12 protein-coding genes are annotated in these 16,584 nt (G+C 58.2%); 6 read left to right on the top strand and 6 right to left on the bottom strand.

What is annotated here, in order from left to right; genetic code table 11:
- The first annotated feature begins 186 nt into the window (after positions 1 to 186).
- On the top strand, positions 187 to 5,967 hold the full coding sequence (locus E7738_RS19355) for an autotransporter outer membrane beta-barrel domain-containing protein (RefSeq protein WP_394516497.1): 5,781 nt from the start codon (positions 187 to 189) through the stop codon (positions 5,965 to 5,967).
- Positions 5,968 to 5,983: 16 nt separating this feature from the next.
- On the opposite strand, the gene E7738_RS19350 is transcribed toward E7738_RS19355, so the two are convergent.
- The 6 genes from E7738_RS19350 to E7738_RS19325 are packed head-to-tail and all read right to left on the bottom strand — an operon-like array spanning position 5,984 to position 11,990.
- Entirely contained in the window at positions 5,984 to 7,051 is a 1,068-nt protein-coding gene (locus E7738_RS19350; protein ID WP_141495940.1) for an ABC transporter ATP-binding protein, read from the bottom strand.
- A gap of 3 nt (positions 7,052 to 7,054) precedes the next feature.
- Positions 7,055 to 7,879 (bottom strand): carbohydrate ABC transporter permease, encoded by an 825-nt coding sequence (locus E7738_RS19345; protein ID WP_132463028.1) that lies wholly within the window; start codon positions 7,877 to 7,879, stop codon positions 7,055 to 7,057.
- Between the two features lie 9 nt (positions 7,880 to 7,888).
- Complete coding sequence (locus E7738_RS19340) at positions 7,889 to 8,809, bottom strand: carbohydrate ABC transporter permease (RefSeq protein ID WP_394516496.1); 921 nt, start codon at positions 8,807 to 8,809, stop codon at positions 7,889 to 7,891.
- A 24-nt stretch (positions 8,810 to 8,833) separates the two neighbouring features.
- Positions 8,834 to 10,105 (bottom strand): ABC transporter substrate-binding protein, encoded by a 1,272-nt coding sequence (locus E7738_RS19335; protein WP_372774248.1) that lies wholly within the window; start codon positions 10,103 to 10,105, stop codon positions 8,834 to 8,836.
- A 21-nt stretch (positions 10,106 to 10,126) separates the two neighbouring features.
- Positions 10,127 to 11,293 (bottom strand): PLP-dependent transferase, encoded by a 1,167-nt coding sequence (locus E7738_RS19330; protein ID WP_394516495.1) that lies wholly within the window; start codon positions 11,291 to 11,293, stop codon positions 10,127 to 10,129.
- Positions 11,280 to 11,990: a FadR/GntR family transcriptional regulator gene (locus E7738_RS19325; protein WP_021509083.1), complete on the bottom strand. Its 711-nt coding sequence runs from the start codon at positions 11,988 to 11,990 to the stop codon at positions 11,280 to 11,282. The genes E7738_RS19330 and E7738_RS19325 overlap by 14 nt, the downstream gene beginning before the upstream one ends.
- A 189-nt stretch (positions 11,991 to 12,179) precedes the next feature.
- Here E7738_RS19325 and E7738_RS19320 point away from each other — a divergent pair, with 189 nt between their 5' ends.
- From E7738_RS19320 to E7738_RS19300, 5 genes are all read left to right on the top strand, one after another.
- Positions 12,180 to 12,839, top strand: coding sequence for a hypothetical protein (locus tag E7738_RS19320; RefSeq protein ID WP_394516494.1), 660 nt, complete (start codon positions 12,180 to 12,182; stop codon positions 12,837 to 12,839).
- A gap of 29 nt (positions 12,840 to 12,868) precedes the next feature.
- Positions 12,869 to 13,351 (top strand): VENN motif pre-toxin domain-containing protein, encoded by a 483-nt coding sequence (locus tag E7738_RS19315; RefSeq protein ID WP_394516493.1) that lies wholly within the window; start codon positions 12,869 to 12,871, stop codon positions 13,349 to 13,351.
- A 9-nt stretch (positions 13,352 to 13,360) separates the two neighbouring features.
- A complete protein-coding gene (locus E7738_RS19310) occupies positions 13,361 to 13,642 on the top strand; it encodes a hypothetical protein (protein WP_394516492.1) in 282 nt (93 codons plus the stop codon).
- Entirely contained in the window at positions 13,639 to 14,001 is a 363-nt protein-coding gene (locus E7738_RS19305; protein WP_394516491.1) for an immunity 8 family protein, read from the top strand. Before E7738_RS19310 ends, E7738_RS19305 begins: the two co-directional genes overlap by 4 nt.
- A gap of 518 nt (positions 14,002 to 14,519) precedes the next feature.
- Positions 14,520 to 16,502 (top strand): autotransporter outer membrane beta-barrel domain-containing protein, encoded by a 1,983-nt coding sequence (locus E7738_RS19300; RefSeq protein ID WP_394516490.1) that lies wholly within the window; start codon positions 14,520 to 14,522, stop codon positions 16,500 to 16,502.
- Positions 16,503 to 16,584: the final 82 nt, after the last annotated feature.

Raw genomic sequence — 16,584 nt, 5'->3', positions numbered from 1 at the left:
AATCCCTTGTTACTGAGCCTGCTTGCTGCGCAGGGCTTAATGCTGTCTGCCACACCGGTATCGGCGGTGGTATTAAAACCTTTCACTCCCGAACGCAACGACAATAAAGTTGGCGCTTATTGCTTATGTAATGGTTCCACCCAGACGCTAAGCGACATACCGCGCTTTACCGCTGGAGAAAGTGGCATGAGCAGCGTCACGCTGGGTGAACTACAAAAGATTGGGCGTATTATTAATGACAATTTAATCGGCGAGCCCCGCCTGCAACTCGGCGCACAAAATTACGCTATTGGTATTCCGGATGAAGAAACAGGCAGTTATCGTGTCTATCAGGTTTATAACAGTGCGGAAATGATTGCGCCGGCGGAAATTAATGGCGCTACGGTAGTGCCAGATTATTATGATGTGAACGATAAGCAATATATTGATGCGCGCGTGGCGACAGTCACTAATGGCCGGTTAAATATCAATATTGGTCAGCAAGGCGCAGCCGCTAACGCCAGCACCAATCGCTGGTCAATGGCGGCCAAACAGAGTCAGTTATTTGCCAGCAGTAATAACGGCCAGATTAACTGGGACAGTAATAACCGCATCCGCTTTACCGCCGCCACGCCGCCGTACGGTGGCGATCGGCTGGCATTTGATGCCGGAGGTGTGGTGACCTACGCCGGTCTGTTTGATGTCACGCTCAAGGATGGCAGCAGCAACGCCTATTACGTCAGTAACCTCAATGAATTGCGTAACTATAACGACTGGCTGATTGACCAGATTAGCGGCGGCAACCTGAGCCCGGAAAGTTATAACGCCGCGCTGAACCAGGCGTTCAGCCTGCGCGACGGTCGTGTGGTTTACCGCATGAGCACCGGTAATTACGATGATGAAGTGGCTGCCGCACTCGGCGATCAGGTGGTGCTGAGTGCCGATGGCGCGAAAGCCAGTGTGAAAATCAATCGCGGCAAAACGCTGGAAGTGGCCAACAGCGCCAGCGCCGTGATGCGCGCCAGCAACGGTGCAACGGCGATTATCGCCGGAAAACTGGCGACCAGTAACGCGCTCTCATCCGAAGCGGGCGCGCTGGAGCTGATCAGCGGCGCGCGCGGTATCAATAATGGTGTCATCAACAGCGGTTTTTTCAACGCCGCCAATGGACGGGGCGTGGCGGAGGATTCCCTCGGCTATGCGGGCACGGCGGTGTCAGCGATTTATGACAGCGACTTCCGCAATAACGGCGTGCTCAATGTGCATATCGGTGATGCGCCGTGGGGCACCGCCGGCTTATTCCTCGGCAGCAGCAGTGCGGTCAACCACGGCAATATTAACATCGGCATTCACGATGTGGCGAACGGCTCCTCAGCAGCGGCGGTGAGTTTCAGCGGCGAGGGCAGCTTCGTCAACGCGCGCGATGGCACGATTTATCTCGGCCGCACACCGCAAAATCACAAGGGCGACGTCACGCAGGATGTCGCGGTCAGCCTCGGCGGTGGCATCAGCGCCATTTCCGGCCTGCTCGACTCACGTGCCATCAATGATGGTCGTATTGTTATCGGCTCAAAAGTCGAGAACGCCGTTGGCATGCGCATCGAGGCCGGGCCCAATGCGGTGTCACTGAATAACGGTGTTATCGATGTCAACGGTATGGCGCAGGCGCTACCGCGCGAAAATATCGCCATGCTGGCGATGGATTCCGGCAGCGGCGGCCAGGTGGGTAACCGCGGCACCCTCAATCTAAATGGCTATAACAGCACCGGCCTGAAAGTGATCGCCACGGCGGGCAACCAGGCGCACGCCTTCTCCAGCGGGGCGATCAACGTGGCGGGTGACGCCGACCGCTTTGGCGGCACCAACAATACGGCGGTGTGGGTAACTGGCGAACCGGGCGGTCACGCCAGTGCCGATATCACCGGCCCAATCCGGCTCAGCGGTAAAGCGGGCATCGGGATTCGTGCTGAAGGCCAGGCAACGGTAAACGTCAGTGCCGGCGGCATTCCCACCTCCAGCGGCAGCGACAGCATGCTGGATAGCGGACAGATCAGTTTCTACCGTATCGGCCCGGATGCGCGCATTAATTTGCCGGCCAACGGCCGCTACAGCGCCTCCGTGTGGAACGGCACGATTTTTCGCGTCGAGCAGGGCGCGGATTTTGACGGGCGCGGCCTGACTTTGTCGATGAACAGCCCGTTTGCGACCGGTGTGTACGGCAGCGGTGCCGGCACCGACATTAATACCCACGGCGCGACGCTGAACATCGCCAGCTTTGCCAGCGGGCTGACTATCACTGATGGCGCCCGCGCCACCATTGATGCCGCAACGCGTATTCACCTCAACGGGTCTGATGCCCGCGTCGCCATCGCTGACGGTAATCGCTATACGCTGCAGGGTAACGTTGTTAACCCTAATACGCAGTTCGATCCGAACACTTTACTGATCAATCAGGCGGCGATAGACGGCCGCACCAATAACCAGCAGCCGTTTACCGTGATGAATCATGCGCGGCTGGTGAATCGCGGCGCAATTTCCCTGCGGGGGGAAGGCGTAACGGGTATCTACGCGCAGTATGGCGCCACGGTCGACAACCGCGGCGATATCAACATTTTGCGTAATGGCCGGGCGCTGTTCGCCGATGGCTATCCGGGCGCCGACGACGGCAAAACCCTGACGGAGATTAACAATAGCGGCACGCTTAATCTCTACAGCGGTCAGAGCACCCAGCAAACCACCACCTTCGGTGCGGTCTCGTATCACCAGCTGGGGCGGATTAACCAGAACGGCACAATTAATCTGTACGGCGATAACGTGGTCGGCGCGAAAGCCTTTGCCGGCGGCCGTATTACGCTGGGCGCGAACAGCCGTGTGGTGTTCCATGACGCGCATCAGATCGGCTATCAGGCTTTTGATCCCGGCTCACGCCTGATCGTCAACGGCAGCCCGGTTGATGTCAGCAGTCGTAACTCGACGCTGTATGAAATCCGCAACGGCGCGTGGCTGTACAACCAGGGCTTTGGCAACGTCACGCTGAGCGGCAGGGACAGCACCGGCATCGTGGTCAGCGGGACGGATGCGCTGGTATCCAGCACCGATGTTTATCAGGTCACCGGTAAGGGTGCCACCGTGCTGCGTGCCAGCGATCGCGCGCAGGGGATTATTACCAGCCTAATCGCGCTGAACGGCAAAAACACCCTCGGCGCGCAGGCGACAGGCGATGGCACCGAGGTCTACGCCGCCTCGCTCATCACCGGCACCGGGCGCAACGCCACGGCGTTTGATGTCAGCGGCGACGCGCGCCTGTTTAATCAGCAGCAGGGCGTAGTGGATTTGCGTGGCCGCAACAGTACCGGGGCCCGGGTGCACGATGGCGGTAACTTTATCAACCGCGGCACGGTTAGCGTCGCCAGCGGCACCGGCGTGGATGTCAGCAGCGGTTATGGTCAGTATGTACCGCTCGACAGCACCTTACGCGTGAATGACGGCACCGCCGCGCTGCGCGTGGGCTCCGGCGGCGCGATGAAAATTTACGGCGACGGGCAGGGGGCCAGCACGCTGGCGGCTTACGGCAAAGCCGATGGTTTGCTGCTCGACAGCGGTGCGCAGCGCTTTGAAGCCAACGACATCATCATCGGTGCTTACGGCAGCGGCGCTGCGCTGAACAATCGCGCCGGCATCAGTGATATTTCGCTGAGTAATGTGCGCTTTGAGGCCAACGGTGGCACCGGCATTCGCTCTGCCACTTCGTTCGATCCGGCGGGTAGCGCGCAGATTCACGTCGGCGCAGGCGGTACCGGCTATAGTTTTGAAAACGCAGATGGATCGACCACGGGCAACGATTTAGTGATTGGGCGCGACTACCGCATTGAAGTCAACGGCAGTGGCACCGGCGTGCGTGCCAACACCCGTGGACGGGTGATCGCTCAGGGCCTGATTGATATCCGCGATGCCGATGGCGGTTCGGCGATTGTCACCCGCAGCGCCAGCCAGGTGGTTAACCAGGGCACCATCCGTTCACAAAGCCGCGTCGCACCGCTTATTGATCTGCGCGGCGGCGAGACGGTGTTTATCAACCAGGGCACGCTGGATGCGCCGTACGCCGATCAGGTGGTAGTGGCGGGCGGCGCGACCCGTGATGTGGTGGCACTGCTGGCGGGCAAAGTCACGGGCGAAGTGAACACCGGTAACGGCAGCGATACGCTGCTGGTAACGGGCGGTACGCTGGATGGCGGCCTGAGTATGGGCGACGGCAGCGCGAATCAGGCGACGGTGCAGGCTATCAGCCTGAACCAGACCCGCCATATCACCAGCGGCGGCGCGGATAGCACGCTGAACCTCAGCCAGCTCAATGCGCGCGGCGGTTCGTTCCGGCAGGACGACCTCACCAAAGGCACCAACCTCGGCGCGGGCTGGAGCACGCTGAACTTCATCGATACGCAGTGGACGCTGAGCGACAACATTAAACTGGCGCACAGCACCATCAATATCGATACCGGATCCACGCTGTTCGCCGGCGATGGCGTCAACGCGCGGCTGCAGGGGGCCAGCAATGATTCGCTGGTAGTGAATAATGCCGGCACGCTCGACCTTACCAACGGTGGCAATGTGGCGGCAAATACCCTGACCATCGAAGGTAGTCTGGCCTCCGCGCAGGGCCGCCTGAAACTCAATTCGACAGCCACCCACAGCGACGTGCTGCTTGTTAACGGTAACGCCAGCGGCACCACCTGGGTGGATGACCGCCTGCAGGGCGGCGGGCTGCTGGACAGCAATCGCGACAACGTCATCGCGGCCAGCGAAGGCGTCTCACTGGTGCAGGTGACCGGCAGCGCCAGCGCCGACAGCTTCAGGCTGAGCAATGGCTATGTGGCAGCCGGGCCGTGGCAGTATGGTCTGTACAGCTTTGCACCGGGCAGTAGCGCAGGCGGCAACGTATGGGACTATCGTCTGGCGAACAATTTCATCTGCAGCGATGGCTCACTGTGCCAGCCGCAGGCGGGCAGTGCGGTTAAGGCGGTGCGTCCGGCGGTTACGCCGCAGGTGCCGTCCTGGATCTCCGCACCGGTCGGGCTGGCGTACTACTCGCTGGCAGTCACTGACGATCTGCATAAGCGTCTCGGCGAACTGCGCCAGCAGCCGGCAGACAACGCAGAGATGTTTATCCGCTACCTCGGTTCGGATTTGCAGTATCGAAGCAATCGCGGCCTGGACGCCTGGGGTTATGACTTCGACCTCAACTACAGCGCCGTACAGCTGGGCGGCAATTTGCTGCGCGCCGATGGCGCTGAAGATAGCGTACGTGGCGGCGTCGCCTATACGCGCGGCAACACGCGCATTCGCCCGCATGCCGCTGACGGTTACAGCTCCACCAGCTTTGATAGCGATACGTTGTCACTTTATGGCACCTGGCTGCGCAGCAGTGGCTGGTATGTGGATGGTTCGCTGAGCTGGAGCGACTACCGTGGCGAAACCGACATTGCGCGGCAGAAAGCGGTCGCTAAACCCAAAGGGCACGGCTGGACGGCGTCAGTCGAGTCTGGCTATCCGCTGATGCTGGCGGGTGATGTGCGCCTGGAACCGCAGGCACAGGTTAGCTGGCTGCGTATGAACATGGACAGTTTTACCGATGCTGACGGCGCGCGCGTCTCCTATAACGATTACGATCAAACCATTGGCCGGCTCGGCGCACGTGTGGCGCGCAGCTGGCAGGACAGCAGTCAGAACCAGTACACGCCGTATCTGCGCGCTAACTACTATCGCGGCTGGGGCGGTACGGCGCAGGTCAGGGTCGGCACCAGCGACAGCGACCTGAGCCAGAGCTTCAGCAGCGGCAAATTTGGCCAGATGTGGGACGTCGGCCTCGGCGGCACGGCGACCCTCATCAACAACGTGGCGCTGTATGCCGAGGCGGATTACCGCAAAGAGATTGCCGGCAACGGCGTCAAAGGCTGGCGCTACAATGCCGGGGTGCGCTGGTCGTTTTGAACGCTTAAACGTGCAATTACAGGCGGCGCTGTGATGCGGCGTCGAACAGCATCGCACGTTCGCTGTCCAGCGTGACCGGTAAAATATCACCGGCGCGCGCGCCGGAACGCTGGGTGGTAAACAGCATCAGCGGGTGGCCAAACAGTGAACCGTGAATCAGTTCGGACAAGCCGGTCGGCTCCACCAGCGACACTTCAAGGGGCAGCGCATGCTGCTCACCCGGCTGCGCCAGGCTGATGTTTTCCGGACGGATGCCGTAAATGACGTCACGGCCAGCGGCCTGTGCCGCCCAGTGCGTATTCAGGGGCAACTGAGCGCTGTCGCTGATACGCACGCCGCTGGGGGTCATCACGCCGTTGATAAAATTCATCGACGGTGAACCGATAAAACTGGCGACAAACTTATTGGCCGGTGTGTCGTACAGCTCCAGCGGTGTGCCCACCTGCTGAATGACGCCGTGATTAAGCACCACGATGCGGTCAGCCAGCGTCATGGCCTCAACCTGATCGTGGGTAACATAAACGATGGTGTTGTGCATTTGCTGATGCAGTTTTTTGATCTCCACGCGCATCTGGCCGCGCAGTTGCGCATCGAGGTTGGAAAGCGGCTCATCAAACAGAAACACCTGCGGCTGACGCACAATGGCGCGGCCCATCGCCACGCGCTGCCGTTGTCCACCCGACAGCTCTTTTGGCCGGCGATCAAGCAGGTGTGTCAGGCTGAGAATCTCCGCCGCTCGCCGGACTTTCTCCTCAATCTCAGCACGCGGTCGTTTCTGAATTTCAAGGCTGAAGCCCATGTTGCGCGCGACTGTCAGATGCGGATAGAGCGCGTAGCTCTGGAACACCATCGAAATATCGCGGTCTTTCGGCGCCACCTCGTTCATCAGCTGACTGCCGATATGGATATTACCGCCCGTCGCTAACTCCAGGCCGGCAATGGTGCGCAGCAGGGTGGATTTACCACAGCCGGACGGGCCGACCAGCACCACGAACTCACCATCTTTAATGGTCAGATTGATGTCGCGCAGAACCTCAACGTTGCCATAGCGCTTTTCAATTTGCGCCAGCGTAATTTCAGCCATTATTTACCCCTTAACCGCACCGGCGGTGAGTCCCTGAACCAGATAGCGTTGAATGAAAGCGAAGAACAGACAGGCTGGAATTAACGCCAGCACGGCGGCAGCCATCATTTCGCCCCACGAAACGGCGAATTTGGAGACGAAACTGAGCAGCCCGACCGGAAAGGTCATGACTTCGTTTTTGTTGATCAGCATCAGTGAGAACAGCAACTCACTCCACGCGGCGGTGAAAACGAAGCCGAGCGTCGCCGCCATGCCGGGCAGCGTCAGCGGCATCAGCACGCGGTACAGCGCCTGAAAGCGGGTGCAGCCTTCCAGCATGGCGGACTCTTCGAGATCTTTCGGGATGGCATCAAAAAATGACTGCATCAGGAAGGTGGCGAACGGGACATTAAAGGCGCTGTAAATCAGAATCAGCCCCAGCAGACTATTCGTCAGTCCCAGCGGGGCCATCACCCGGTAAATCGGCGCAATGATCATCACCAGCGGAAACATCTGCGTAAACAGCAGCAGGGCCGCCATCACCATCTTGCCGCGAAACTGAAAGCGGGAAAAGGCATAGCCGGCACCCGCGGCAATCAAGGTGGTCAGCGCGGCAGTGCTGCAGGAGACAATGAGACTGTTCATAAAAAACGTGGGGAAATCACTGTCGGTCAATACCTTGGCAAAGTGGCTCAGGGTGAAACCGCCAGGTAACAGCGTCACGCCCTGACTGAACAGTAACCTGTCCGGCGTGACGGCAATTTTAATGATCCAGTACAACGGAAACAGCGCAAACAGCAAATAGGCGGCGATGCTGAGACGATGACCGATCAATGGTAACAGGCGCATGCGGACTCCTTACTTAAGTAACTGATGGCGGATGCGCAGCAGTACCAGCGCATAGCAGGTCATCAGCAGTAACAGACACACCGCCATCGCCGAGGCATAACCAAAATCCAGTTTGCGATAAGCGGTGGTGAAGATGTAACTGGAAAGAATCGAGGTTGAACCGGCCGGACCGCCGTCGGTCATCACCACGATCAAATCGGCAAAGTTAGCGATCCAGATGGTACGCAGCATCACGGTAATGGCGATCATCGGGGCGAGAAACGGCAGGGTGACTCGGCGAAACTGCTGCCAGCCGCTGGCACCGTCAATGGCTGCTGCTTCATACAAATCTTTGGGAATCGACTGCAGTGCCGCCAGTAAAGTGATGGAAAAAAACGGGATGCCGAACCAGACGTTAGCAATCACCGGCCCCCACATCGCCAGTTGCGGATCGGAAAGAATATTGTAGGGTTCACTGAGAATGCCCACGTCGCTGAGCCACTGTGGCAGCGGACCCACAACCGGGTTGAGCAGCCAGGACCAGGTCAGGCCGGAAAGAAACGCCGGCACCGCCCACGGTAAGAACACCAGCGCCTGCACCCAGCGGCGAAAGCGAAACTCGCGGTTAAGCAGCAGCGCCAGCGCGAGGCCGAAAAAGAACTGCAGCAGCAGTGAACTCAGCGTCCAGTTAAGGGTATGGCCGAGCGCGCGAAAGAAGCGGCGATCGTCGAGCATCTGCGCAAAGTTCGCCCAGCCAACCCAGCCGCTCTCCAGCGGATTGAGCAGGTTCATGCTCTGAAAAGCGTAAGAAATGCCGATCGCCATCGGCACGAAGATGAACAGGGCGATCAGCAACAGGCCCGGTGACAGATACCACCATGGCTCCGCAAGCCGGGTCCAGCGCCAGCGGCGGCGCGCCGGGCTGGCAGGAAGAGAGATTTCAGGCGTCATTTCAGGGCTCCGGTTTACGCGGGATTACTGGCTGGCGAGCCAGGCTTTTTGCTCTTTACTCAGATAGCTGGCCCAGTCCTGCACCATATCTTTGGTGTCGTTTTCGCCCAGTAACGTCTCCTGGCTGCTCTCTTTCACGATCACTGAATTGAAATAGCCCCAGCCTTTGAGATGGGTCGGCATGGTGAGCGGCACATAATTTGGATCGTTCAGCTCCTTAAACCAGCCGGCAAACTGCGGCGTCTGATAGAACGGGTCCTGTTCCGCACCTTTATAGATGGGTAGCGTGCCGACAAACTTCGCCCACGCCAGGTTGTTGGTTTTATTACTGAGGAAGGTAATCAGCGGCCAGGCGACATCGTTTTGTTTACCCTGTTTGAACATCGCCCAGCCGGTATAGCCGATGGTCGGGAAGGCTTTACCGGACGGTCCGACCGGCATGGGCGCCACAGCAAAATCCTCAGCCGCCATGCTATTTTTAATCGCGATCAGCGCGTCCGGATCCTGATCGAGCATCGCGCATTTGCCGGAATAGAAGCCCGAGACAATCTCGTTAAAGCCCCAGTTCACGCTGTCTTTAGGCGCGCCGCCTTGCTGATACAAATCGACCAGCAGTTGTGCTCCCTTTATCGCCCCCGGCTGGGTTAAGGTACTGTTGCCGTCTTTATCAAAGAAAGCAGGCGAACCGTTCATCGCCGCCATAAACATCATCCACGCATTGGTTCCCCCGACACCGCCGCGCATGCAGTAGCCGCTGATACCGTTACCTGACTGACTAATACGCTTCGCGTCGCTGGCAAACTCGTCCATTGTTTTCGGCGGCTCACTCAGTCCTGCCTGCTTAAACAGCTTTTTATTCCAGAACAGCGCCCGCAGGTAAAAACCGTACGGTACCATGGTGGCTTTGCCGTTCGCGGCCCGCGCCATTGCCAGCGTTTTGTCCGTCAGCTGGGCGCTTTCAGGCCAGCTTTTCAGGCGGGGTTCCAGATCTTCCAGCATATTGTTGCTGGCGTATAAGCCTTGCCAGGTATCGGGCATCTCCACCACATCCGGAACCTGTCCGCTCTGTAACATGGTGCCCAGTTTTTCAAATGCCTGACCCCACGGCAGCGAAATCAGCTCAATCTCGGTACCAGGATGCTGCGTCTTGTATTCGTCGAGCATTTTTTGCAGAAGCGCGGTACGTGGCGGGCTGGTGATGACTTCCACCACGGTGAGTTTGGCGGCGAGGCTGCAAAAGGCGCTGCCTAAACCCACGGCGAGTATCAGGGCTTTCAGGGCGAAACGTGTTGTCATGGCTGGTTCTCCGGAGCGTGATTAACGGTGAGTGGCGGCAGCAAGTGCCTGAGTCAGATCGGTCCAAAGATCGTCGGTCTCTTCGAGGCCAACAGAGATACGGATCAGGCGCGGCGAAACACCAAAATCCTGGGCTGAATTAAATTCACTGGCCTGATTAATGACCGAAATCGCCGGCATCACCAGGCTCTCGAAACCTCCCCAGCTGACACCCATGTGGAACAGTTGCAGGGCGTTGCAGAATTGCGGTATGTCGACCTGTTCGGTCACGGCAAAGGAAAACAGCCCGCTGTAACCGCGCAGCGTGGACCATTCAGGGGGATTGAGCCCGGGATGGCAAACCGCGCTGACCTGCGGATGGTCACGCAGCTTTTGCGCCAGCTGCAGGGCGCTTTGCTGATGCTGCTTCATGCGCAGCGGCAGCGTGCGCAGGCCACGCATCAGCAAAGACGCTTCGTTCGCAGACAGTTTGCCGCCAAGGAACGGACTAATGTGACGGGCAATGTTGTTGATGTGCTGGTGGCTGGCAATCACCAGGCCGGCCACTACATCGCTGTGGCCGCTGATGTACTTCGAGGCGGAGTGCACCACGATGTCGATACCACTCAGCAGCGGCTGCTGGAAAATGGGCGAAGCCCAGCTGTTATCAATCAACGTGACGACGCCCGCATCGCGCGCCAGCGTGGCCAGCTGCCGCAGGTTCTGTTCACTCATCACCCAGCTGGAGGGACTTTCCAGATAGAGCAGGCTGGCGCCGGACAGCGCGGCGGCCACCGCCGCTTCATCGTCGCCATCAACAAACTGCGTCGTGATGCCGAAACGCTGACAAAAGCCGCGCAAAAAGCGGTAAGTATCGGGATAGACATGATTGACGCAGACCACTTTCGCGCCTGGCTGAACCACACTCAAAATCGCGTTGCTGATGGCGGCCATGCCGCTGGCAAAGGCGAGGCAGGCGTCACCGCCTTCCAGCGCGGCAACTTTATCCTGTAGCGCTTTGACCGTCGGATTATCAACGCGGGAATAGAGCGGCTGGTCGCTCTCACCGCGAAAGCGGGCGATCATGCTGTCGTAATCGCTGAAGGTAAACAGCGAGGACTGATAAATCGGTGGCGTTACGGCGCCCTGTTCGTGGCGCTGGTCGTGGGTCAGCAGTGTCTGTTGCGCAATAGGTTTAGCGTTTGGCATGGATCACGTCCTTCATGTCGCGTTCGGTGATATCAAGAATCTGGTGGCAGAGGGCGCGCGCGGCCTGGCTGTCGCGGGCGCGGATGGCGTTAAACAGTTCACGGTGCAGGGGAAACGAGTCTGAAAACAGTGCCTGCTCTGGCGGGGATTCGAAAAAGGCGTGCAGCGTGTCGTAGACGCCGTTAAGCATCTGCAACAGCAGCGGATTACCGGCGGCGCGGTAGATGCTGGTGTGGAAAGCCCAATCCTCCGGCCCGGCGGAACCGATAGCCAGGTGCACACGCTCCATCTCTTCCAGCCGCCGTTCGATTTCCAGCAGGTCGTCGGCGCTGGCGCGCTGCGCGGCCAGCACGCAGGATTCGGACTCAATGATGCGGCGCACTTCCAGCGCATGAAGCATGTTGGCGGAGTCGTTTTTAAAGCGCAGAGAGAGAAAGCTGTCATGCAGACCGACTTCCGCCTGCAGAAAGGTGCCGCTGCCTTTTTTGCGCACAATGATGCCAAGTGCTTCCCAGCGCTTGAGCGCCTCGCGCACCGTATTACGGCTGACGCCCAGTTTCTCCGCCAGCTCGCGCTCCGGCGGCAGGCGACTGCCCGGCTGCGCGCCGGCATGCGCCATGTAGCGCGTGAGCGCATCAAGAATCAGCGTATCGCTGCGCGTCGGAATAATGGGATGGAGTTCAGCCGGGTCATGCATCGCTTTGCCTTAATTGGTCCAACATCTCTACCAAAGGCTTAGCAACCCGCATGCCAGAATCGTGAGCTTTTGATTTAGCGAGAAATTTGATGTCTTAATAAGTGCAGATTATGAGATCTGCTGGTGCAAAACCCGCCAGGGTGCACCGTGGTGTGGCGGTACACAGCCGTTGCCCAGGGAACGATAGTGGTGCGCGACCAGGCAAATCAGCAGCAGGATGTTGCTGCACTTAGCCGCGACACCGAGCACGCTAATGACAGCATCAGCCCGATTTTCGACAAAGAGAAGGAGCAGAAACGCCTGCAGACGGCTCAGCTGATCGGTGAACCAGGCAGCCAGGTTGCTGATATCGCCCGGACGCAGGGGCAGATTGAGGCGACGGAAGCAGGTAAGAAGGAACTGGCAAAAAACAACATAAACCAGCCGGATGCCGACGCGCCTGCGGCTGAAAAGAAAGCGTATCAGGAAGCGCTGGAAAACAGCAGTGATTATAAGAAGGCCATGGCACTCTGGGGCACCGGCAGCGATATCCAGAAGGGGATTCAGGCGGCGACTGCGGCGATTCAGGGTTTGGCGGGTGGCAATCTGGCGCAGGCAGCCAGCGGCGCAGCGGCACCGTATCTGGCCGAGCAGATACACAAATATACCGCTGACAATCAGGCCGCAAAAGCGATGGCTCATGCAGTGGTAGGTGCGGTAACATCGTGGGCGGCAGGCAACAGCGCGGCAGCAGGCGCGACCGGTGCGGTCAGCGGAGAGCTGATGGGTCAGTTGATCATACATTCGATGTATCCGGGTAAACAGGTGAGTGACCTGCAGAAGTCGGATAAGCAGATCATCAGTCACTGAGTACCCTGGCTGCAGGTCTGGCAGGCGGCGTGACCGGCGGCAGTAGCGCCAGTGCGCTGGCCGGCGCTCAGGCAGGGAAGAATGCGGTTGAGAATAATGCGCTGAGTGCAATGGCTGGCTCAGACCTTGGGTTCTGGCTGGGTAAAACACCAGAGTGTGATACAGCGTGTAAGGCCGGGATAGCCAAAGGGGTTGCAGAGGGTAACCTTGTTGTCTCTGCTGGCGTAAGTGCTGTGGCAGGAGGGGCAACGATTGTTGCCGCCACTCCTGAAATTGCTGCTCTCGCTAAGGCTGCACTGGAAGGATGTAAAGTAGCTCCAAGGATATGCCTGAATAATGCTGGTTTGCAGGTTGCTGAAGCTGTGACACCAGGGGGCGTAGGTGTTGCTGGCGCCATCGGGGTTGGTAAGACAGCGGTAGAAGCGATGGCAGCGAAGGCTGAAGCTGTAGCAGCTAATACGGCGAAAAATAGTCAATTAGCTAGTAATTCCAAAACATTAAATATTGCATAACATATTGGGATGTTACGTGATGCAGCTAAAGTAAATAAAGGAAACTTTGGCTTAGGAAATGCCACAACTAATGAAGCCAATATATTAGGAGAAGCATGGGGGGGGCCGGGTTACAGAATATCCAAAGATGGAACATCATGGGTAAGTGCTGATGGCTTAAGAGTCTATCGGCCACCTTCAGCTAAACCAAATAGTACAAAAGCTACAACAGGAATTCAGGCTAATTTCGAGCAAAAAGTAGCGCGTGGAGAGCCGCCGATTAGTAATGGCCATTTGGATATAATTAAATGAAAGCTTTATTAAAAGAATTACGTTCATTAGATATAGAAGATGATTTGCTCTTCTATTGGCCAGACGACCCTGAAGTTTTTGGGAGTTGGGTTAGGGCGATGATTGGCCCTGATAATGAAGAAGGAGCTGAGTATTTCGACATATTAATTTGTACTCCTAAATGGTTAGCCCTGGAGGCTGAAAAAAAAGACGTTTTTTGGGGTAAAGGGATGATCATCATTAATGAGTATAATTACGATAAAATTTTAGCCTTTATAAAAAAACAGATCGCTGATTGTCATGCAGATGATTGGCCCGAGATTGCTCAAAAGCTCAGCCGTTTTAGTTTTTGGCAATATGAGGACTATCAGCCTTATTAGAGTGAATCCCGGTCATTGCACCGGGATTTGTACATAGCCTGCCAGCCGGATGATTATCTGCCCCGGTTGTGCGATCACCTGGCTCCGCTTCGTATTCGAAAGCCATCACTTCCGGAAGTTGCCTGATAACTTTTTGTTGCGCCTGTGTCACGTCGCAAATTGCCTAAAACTGCAACCCCGGTTGGCATCCGGGAGCAACTTGATATCAATAAGATCAGTGAGTTATATGGATACCTGAGATCTGCGCATTATACTGGCTTCAGTTAACGCCGCCGCTTTGTCACTCAAAGCACCGTTCCTCACGCTGCGGTTGTCAGTCCACAATCCCTGACGTGCCGATCCATCCCGCAAATTTCCGCTCTCTGCCTGGTAAAGGCGCGCCTGCCTGACTACACCTTAAGCATCCTTGTTATCACTGTCCTTTCCGCTGCTTAAGCGGTTTTCAGCCTGCGCGACGGCATCCTGACGCGCCGGCACCTTTAGCGGCCAGACATGAGCTCTGGCCTGATTCGGAGTGAATGATGAAGAGTCGCAACCTGGCGCGATCGGCGGTCGCGTTTGCCACATTGAGTTGCCTGTATGTGCCGTTTAGCGCCCTGGCGTGGGATAACCTGACGGTTTTCGGCGATAGCCTGAGCGATGGCGGTAATGTCGGGCGCTTTACTTATGATGGCGCGCAACATCCACTGTATGACGAGATCCTCGCCGCACAGCTCGGGCAAACGCTGCAGCCGTCGTCGCGCGGTGGCAGCAACTATGCACAGGGCGGCGGCGTTACCGTGCCGGCGCTGGATGCCAGCCTCAATACGCAAGACCAGCTGGCTGCTTATCTGCAATCCACCGGCGGCCGCGCAGATAGCAACGGACTGTACATTCACTGGGTGGGCGCTAACGATATCGCGGCGGCGGTGACCAATCCGCTTACCGCGCGCGAGACCATCAGCAACAGCGCCAGCGCGGCGGTGTCGCAAATCAAAACCCTGCTGGATGCCGGTGCGGGGGCGGTAATCGTGCCAAACGTGCCGCAGCTTGGCTCCACGCCTTTCATGGTGCAGGCGGTGCTGAGTGTGCTGGGCCCGGCGGCGCAGTCGGCGATGGTCGCGGCGTTTGCCTCGCTGGACAGCCATGCCACGCCCGACGTGGCTGCGCGCCAGCAGGCGGTGCGCGACGCATTCGATCAGGCCGCCGCACAGGTATCGACCATCCCGGCGCTGCGTGCCGCGCTGGCGCAGCAGCTGTTTTCGGGCTGGCAGGTGCTCAGCGAGCAGGTGACGGCCCTCTCCGATGGCTATAACCAGCAGGAAGAGGCCGGGCTGGTGGCGCTGAATGGCAACATTGTGCGTGCCGACATCGCCGGCCTGTTCAACGAGGTAATTGCCAATCCGCAACGCTATGGCCTGAGCAATACGCTGGGGATGGCCTGTCCGGTCGGCACCTCTGCCGCCGAATGCACCTCATCAACGCCCGGTTTCAGCAACGCGCAGGCCTATCTGTTTGCCGACCGGCTGCATCCCAGCCCGGCGGTACATGCCATGATCGCCGACTACATTCAATCGATCCTCGACGCACCTGCGCAGGTGGCGGCACTGGCACGGGCGCCGCTGATGCTGTCGCGGGATATGCAGAACACCCTCGACGGCCATTTACAGCAGCAGCGTCAGCAGCCGGCCAGCGCCGGTCAGGTCAGCGTGTTCGGCGGCTATGCCGGTCAGCATATTGATTATCGCGGCGACAGCCTGCTTAACGGCGACGCTGATACTGGCAGCCTGACGCTGGGATTAGGCTATCAGTTCACGGATAACTGGCAGGCGGGTCTGCTGTTGTCGAGCACCGCGCAGCACCAGCATCCTTCGGCGCACTATGATTACAAGCTGCGCGGCAATTTGCTGGCGCTGTATAGCCAGCTGACGCTGCTGGAGCAGGGCTGGATCAACGCGGATGTGCATTATGCCGATCTCGATTTTGACAGCATCGAACGTCGCATCGATATCGGCCCGGCAACGCGCACCGAACAGGGCAGCAGCAGCGGCAAAATGCTCGGGCTGCGGGTGCAAACCGGCTGGGATGTGCCGATAGGCGAACACCTTTCTACCGGTCCGGTTGCCAGCTACGCACTGGATTATGTGCGGGCAGGGGGCTACAGCGAAAACGGCGACAGCAGCACCGCCATGCGCTTTTCCGATCAAACCCTGCATTCGCAAATCGGCGCGCTTGGCTGGCGTATCGACAGCAAACTGTGGCCGGTGAATCCGTGGGCGCAGCTCAGTTATAACCACCAGTTTGACGATACGCAGAACGCGGTGCGCGCCGGGCTGAAGTCAACGCAGACCGGGTTTGTACGCAGCGTCAGCGCCGGTGATAAAAACTGGCTGGATATGTCGCTGGGGGCCAGCGTGCCGCTGGGTGAAACGGTCAACGCCTTTGCCGGGGTTTCTGCGGTCGGTGGCAACAGCGCCTATCATCAGCTGAGCTGGAATATTGGCCTGAACGCGACATTTTGACGGCAACGCGCCAGTCGAAAATTTTCACTGGCGCGTTATCTCGCGTAAAAAATTAAACTGATGATCGCCGGAAATATTTCGA

The organism is Pantoea sp. SGAir0430, from assembly GCF_043549295.1.
The sequence above is the reverse complement of the archived record's forward strand: the minus strand, read 5'-3'. Positions and strand labels throughout refer to the sequence as shown.

Coding starts and splice junctions, on each gene's coding strand:
- E7738_RS19355 (WP_394516497.1), top strand. CDS start 187: ATGAGCAGCGTCACGCTGGGTGAACTACAAAAGATTGGGCGTATTATT.
- E7738_RS19350 (WP_141495940.1), bottom strand. CDS start 7,051: ATGGCTGAAATTACGCTGGCGCAAATTGAAAAGCGCTATGGCAACGTT.
- E7738_RS19345 (WP_132463028.1), bottom strand. CDS start 7,879: ATGCGCCTGTTACCATTGATCGGTCATCGTCTCAGCATCGCCGCCTAT.
- E7738_RS19340 (WP_394516496.1), bottom strand. CDS start 8,809: ATGACGCCTGAAATCTCTCTTCCTGCCAGCCCGGCGCGCCGCCGCTGG.
- E7738_RS19335 (WP_372774248.1), bottom strand. CDS start 10,105: ATGACAACACGTTTCGCCCTGAAAGCCCTGATACTCGCCGTGGGTTTA.
- E7738_RS19330 (WP_394516495.1), bottom strand. CDS start 11,293: ATGCCAAACGCTAAACCTATTGCGCAACAGACACTGCTGACCCACGAC.
- E7738_RS19325 (WP_021509083.1), bottom strand. CDS start 11,990: ATGCATGACCCGGCTGAACTCCATCCCATTATTCCGACGCGCAGCGAT.
- E7738_RS19310 (WP_394516492.1), top strand. CDS start 13,361: ATGTTACGTGATGCAGCTAAAGTAAATAAAGGAAACTTTGGCTTAGGA.
- E7738_RS19305 (WP_394516491.1), top strand. CDS start 13,639: ATGAAAGCTTTATTAAAAGAATTACGTTCATTAGATATAGAAGATGAT.
- E7738_RS19300 (WP_394516490.1), top strand. CDS start 14,520: ATGATGAAGAGTCGCAACCTGGCGCGATCGGCGGTCGCGTTTGCCACA.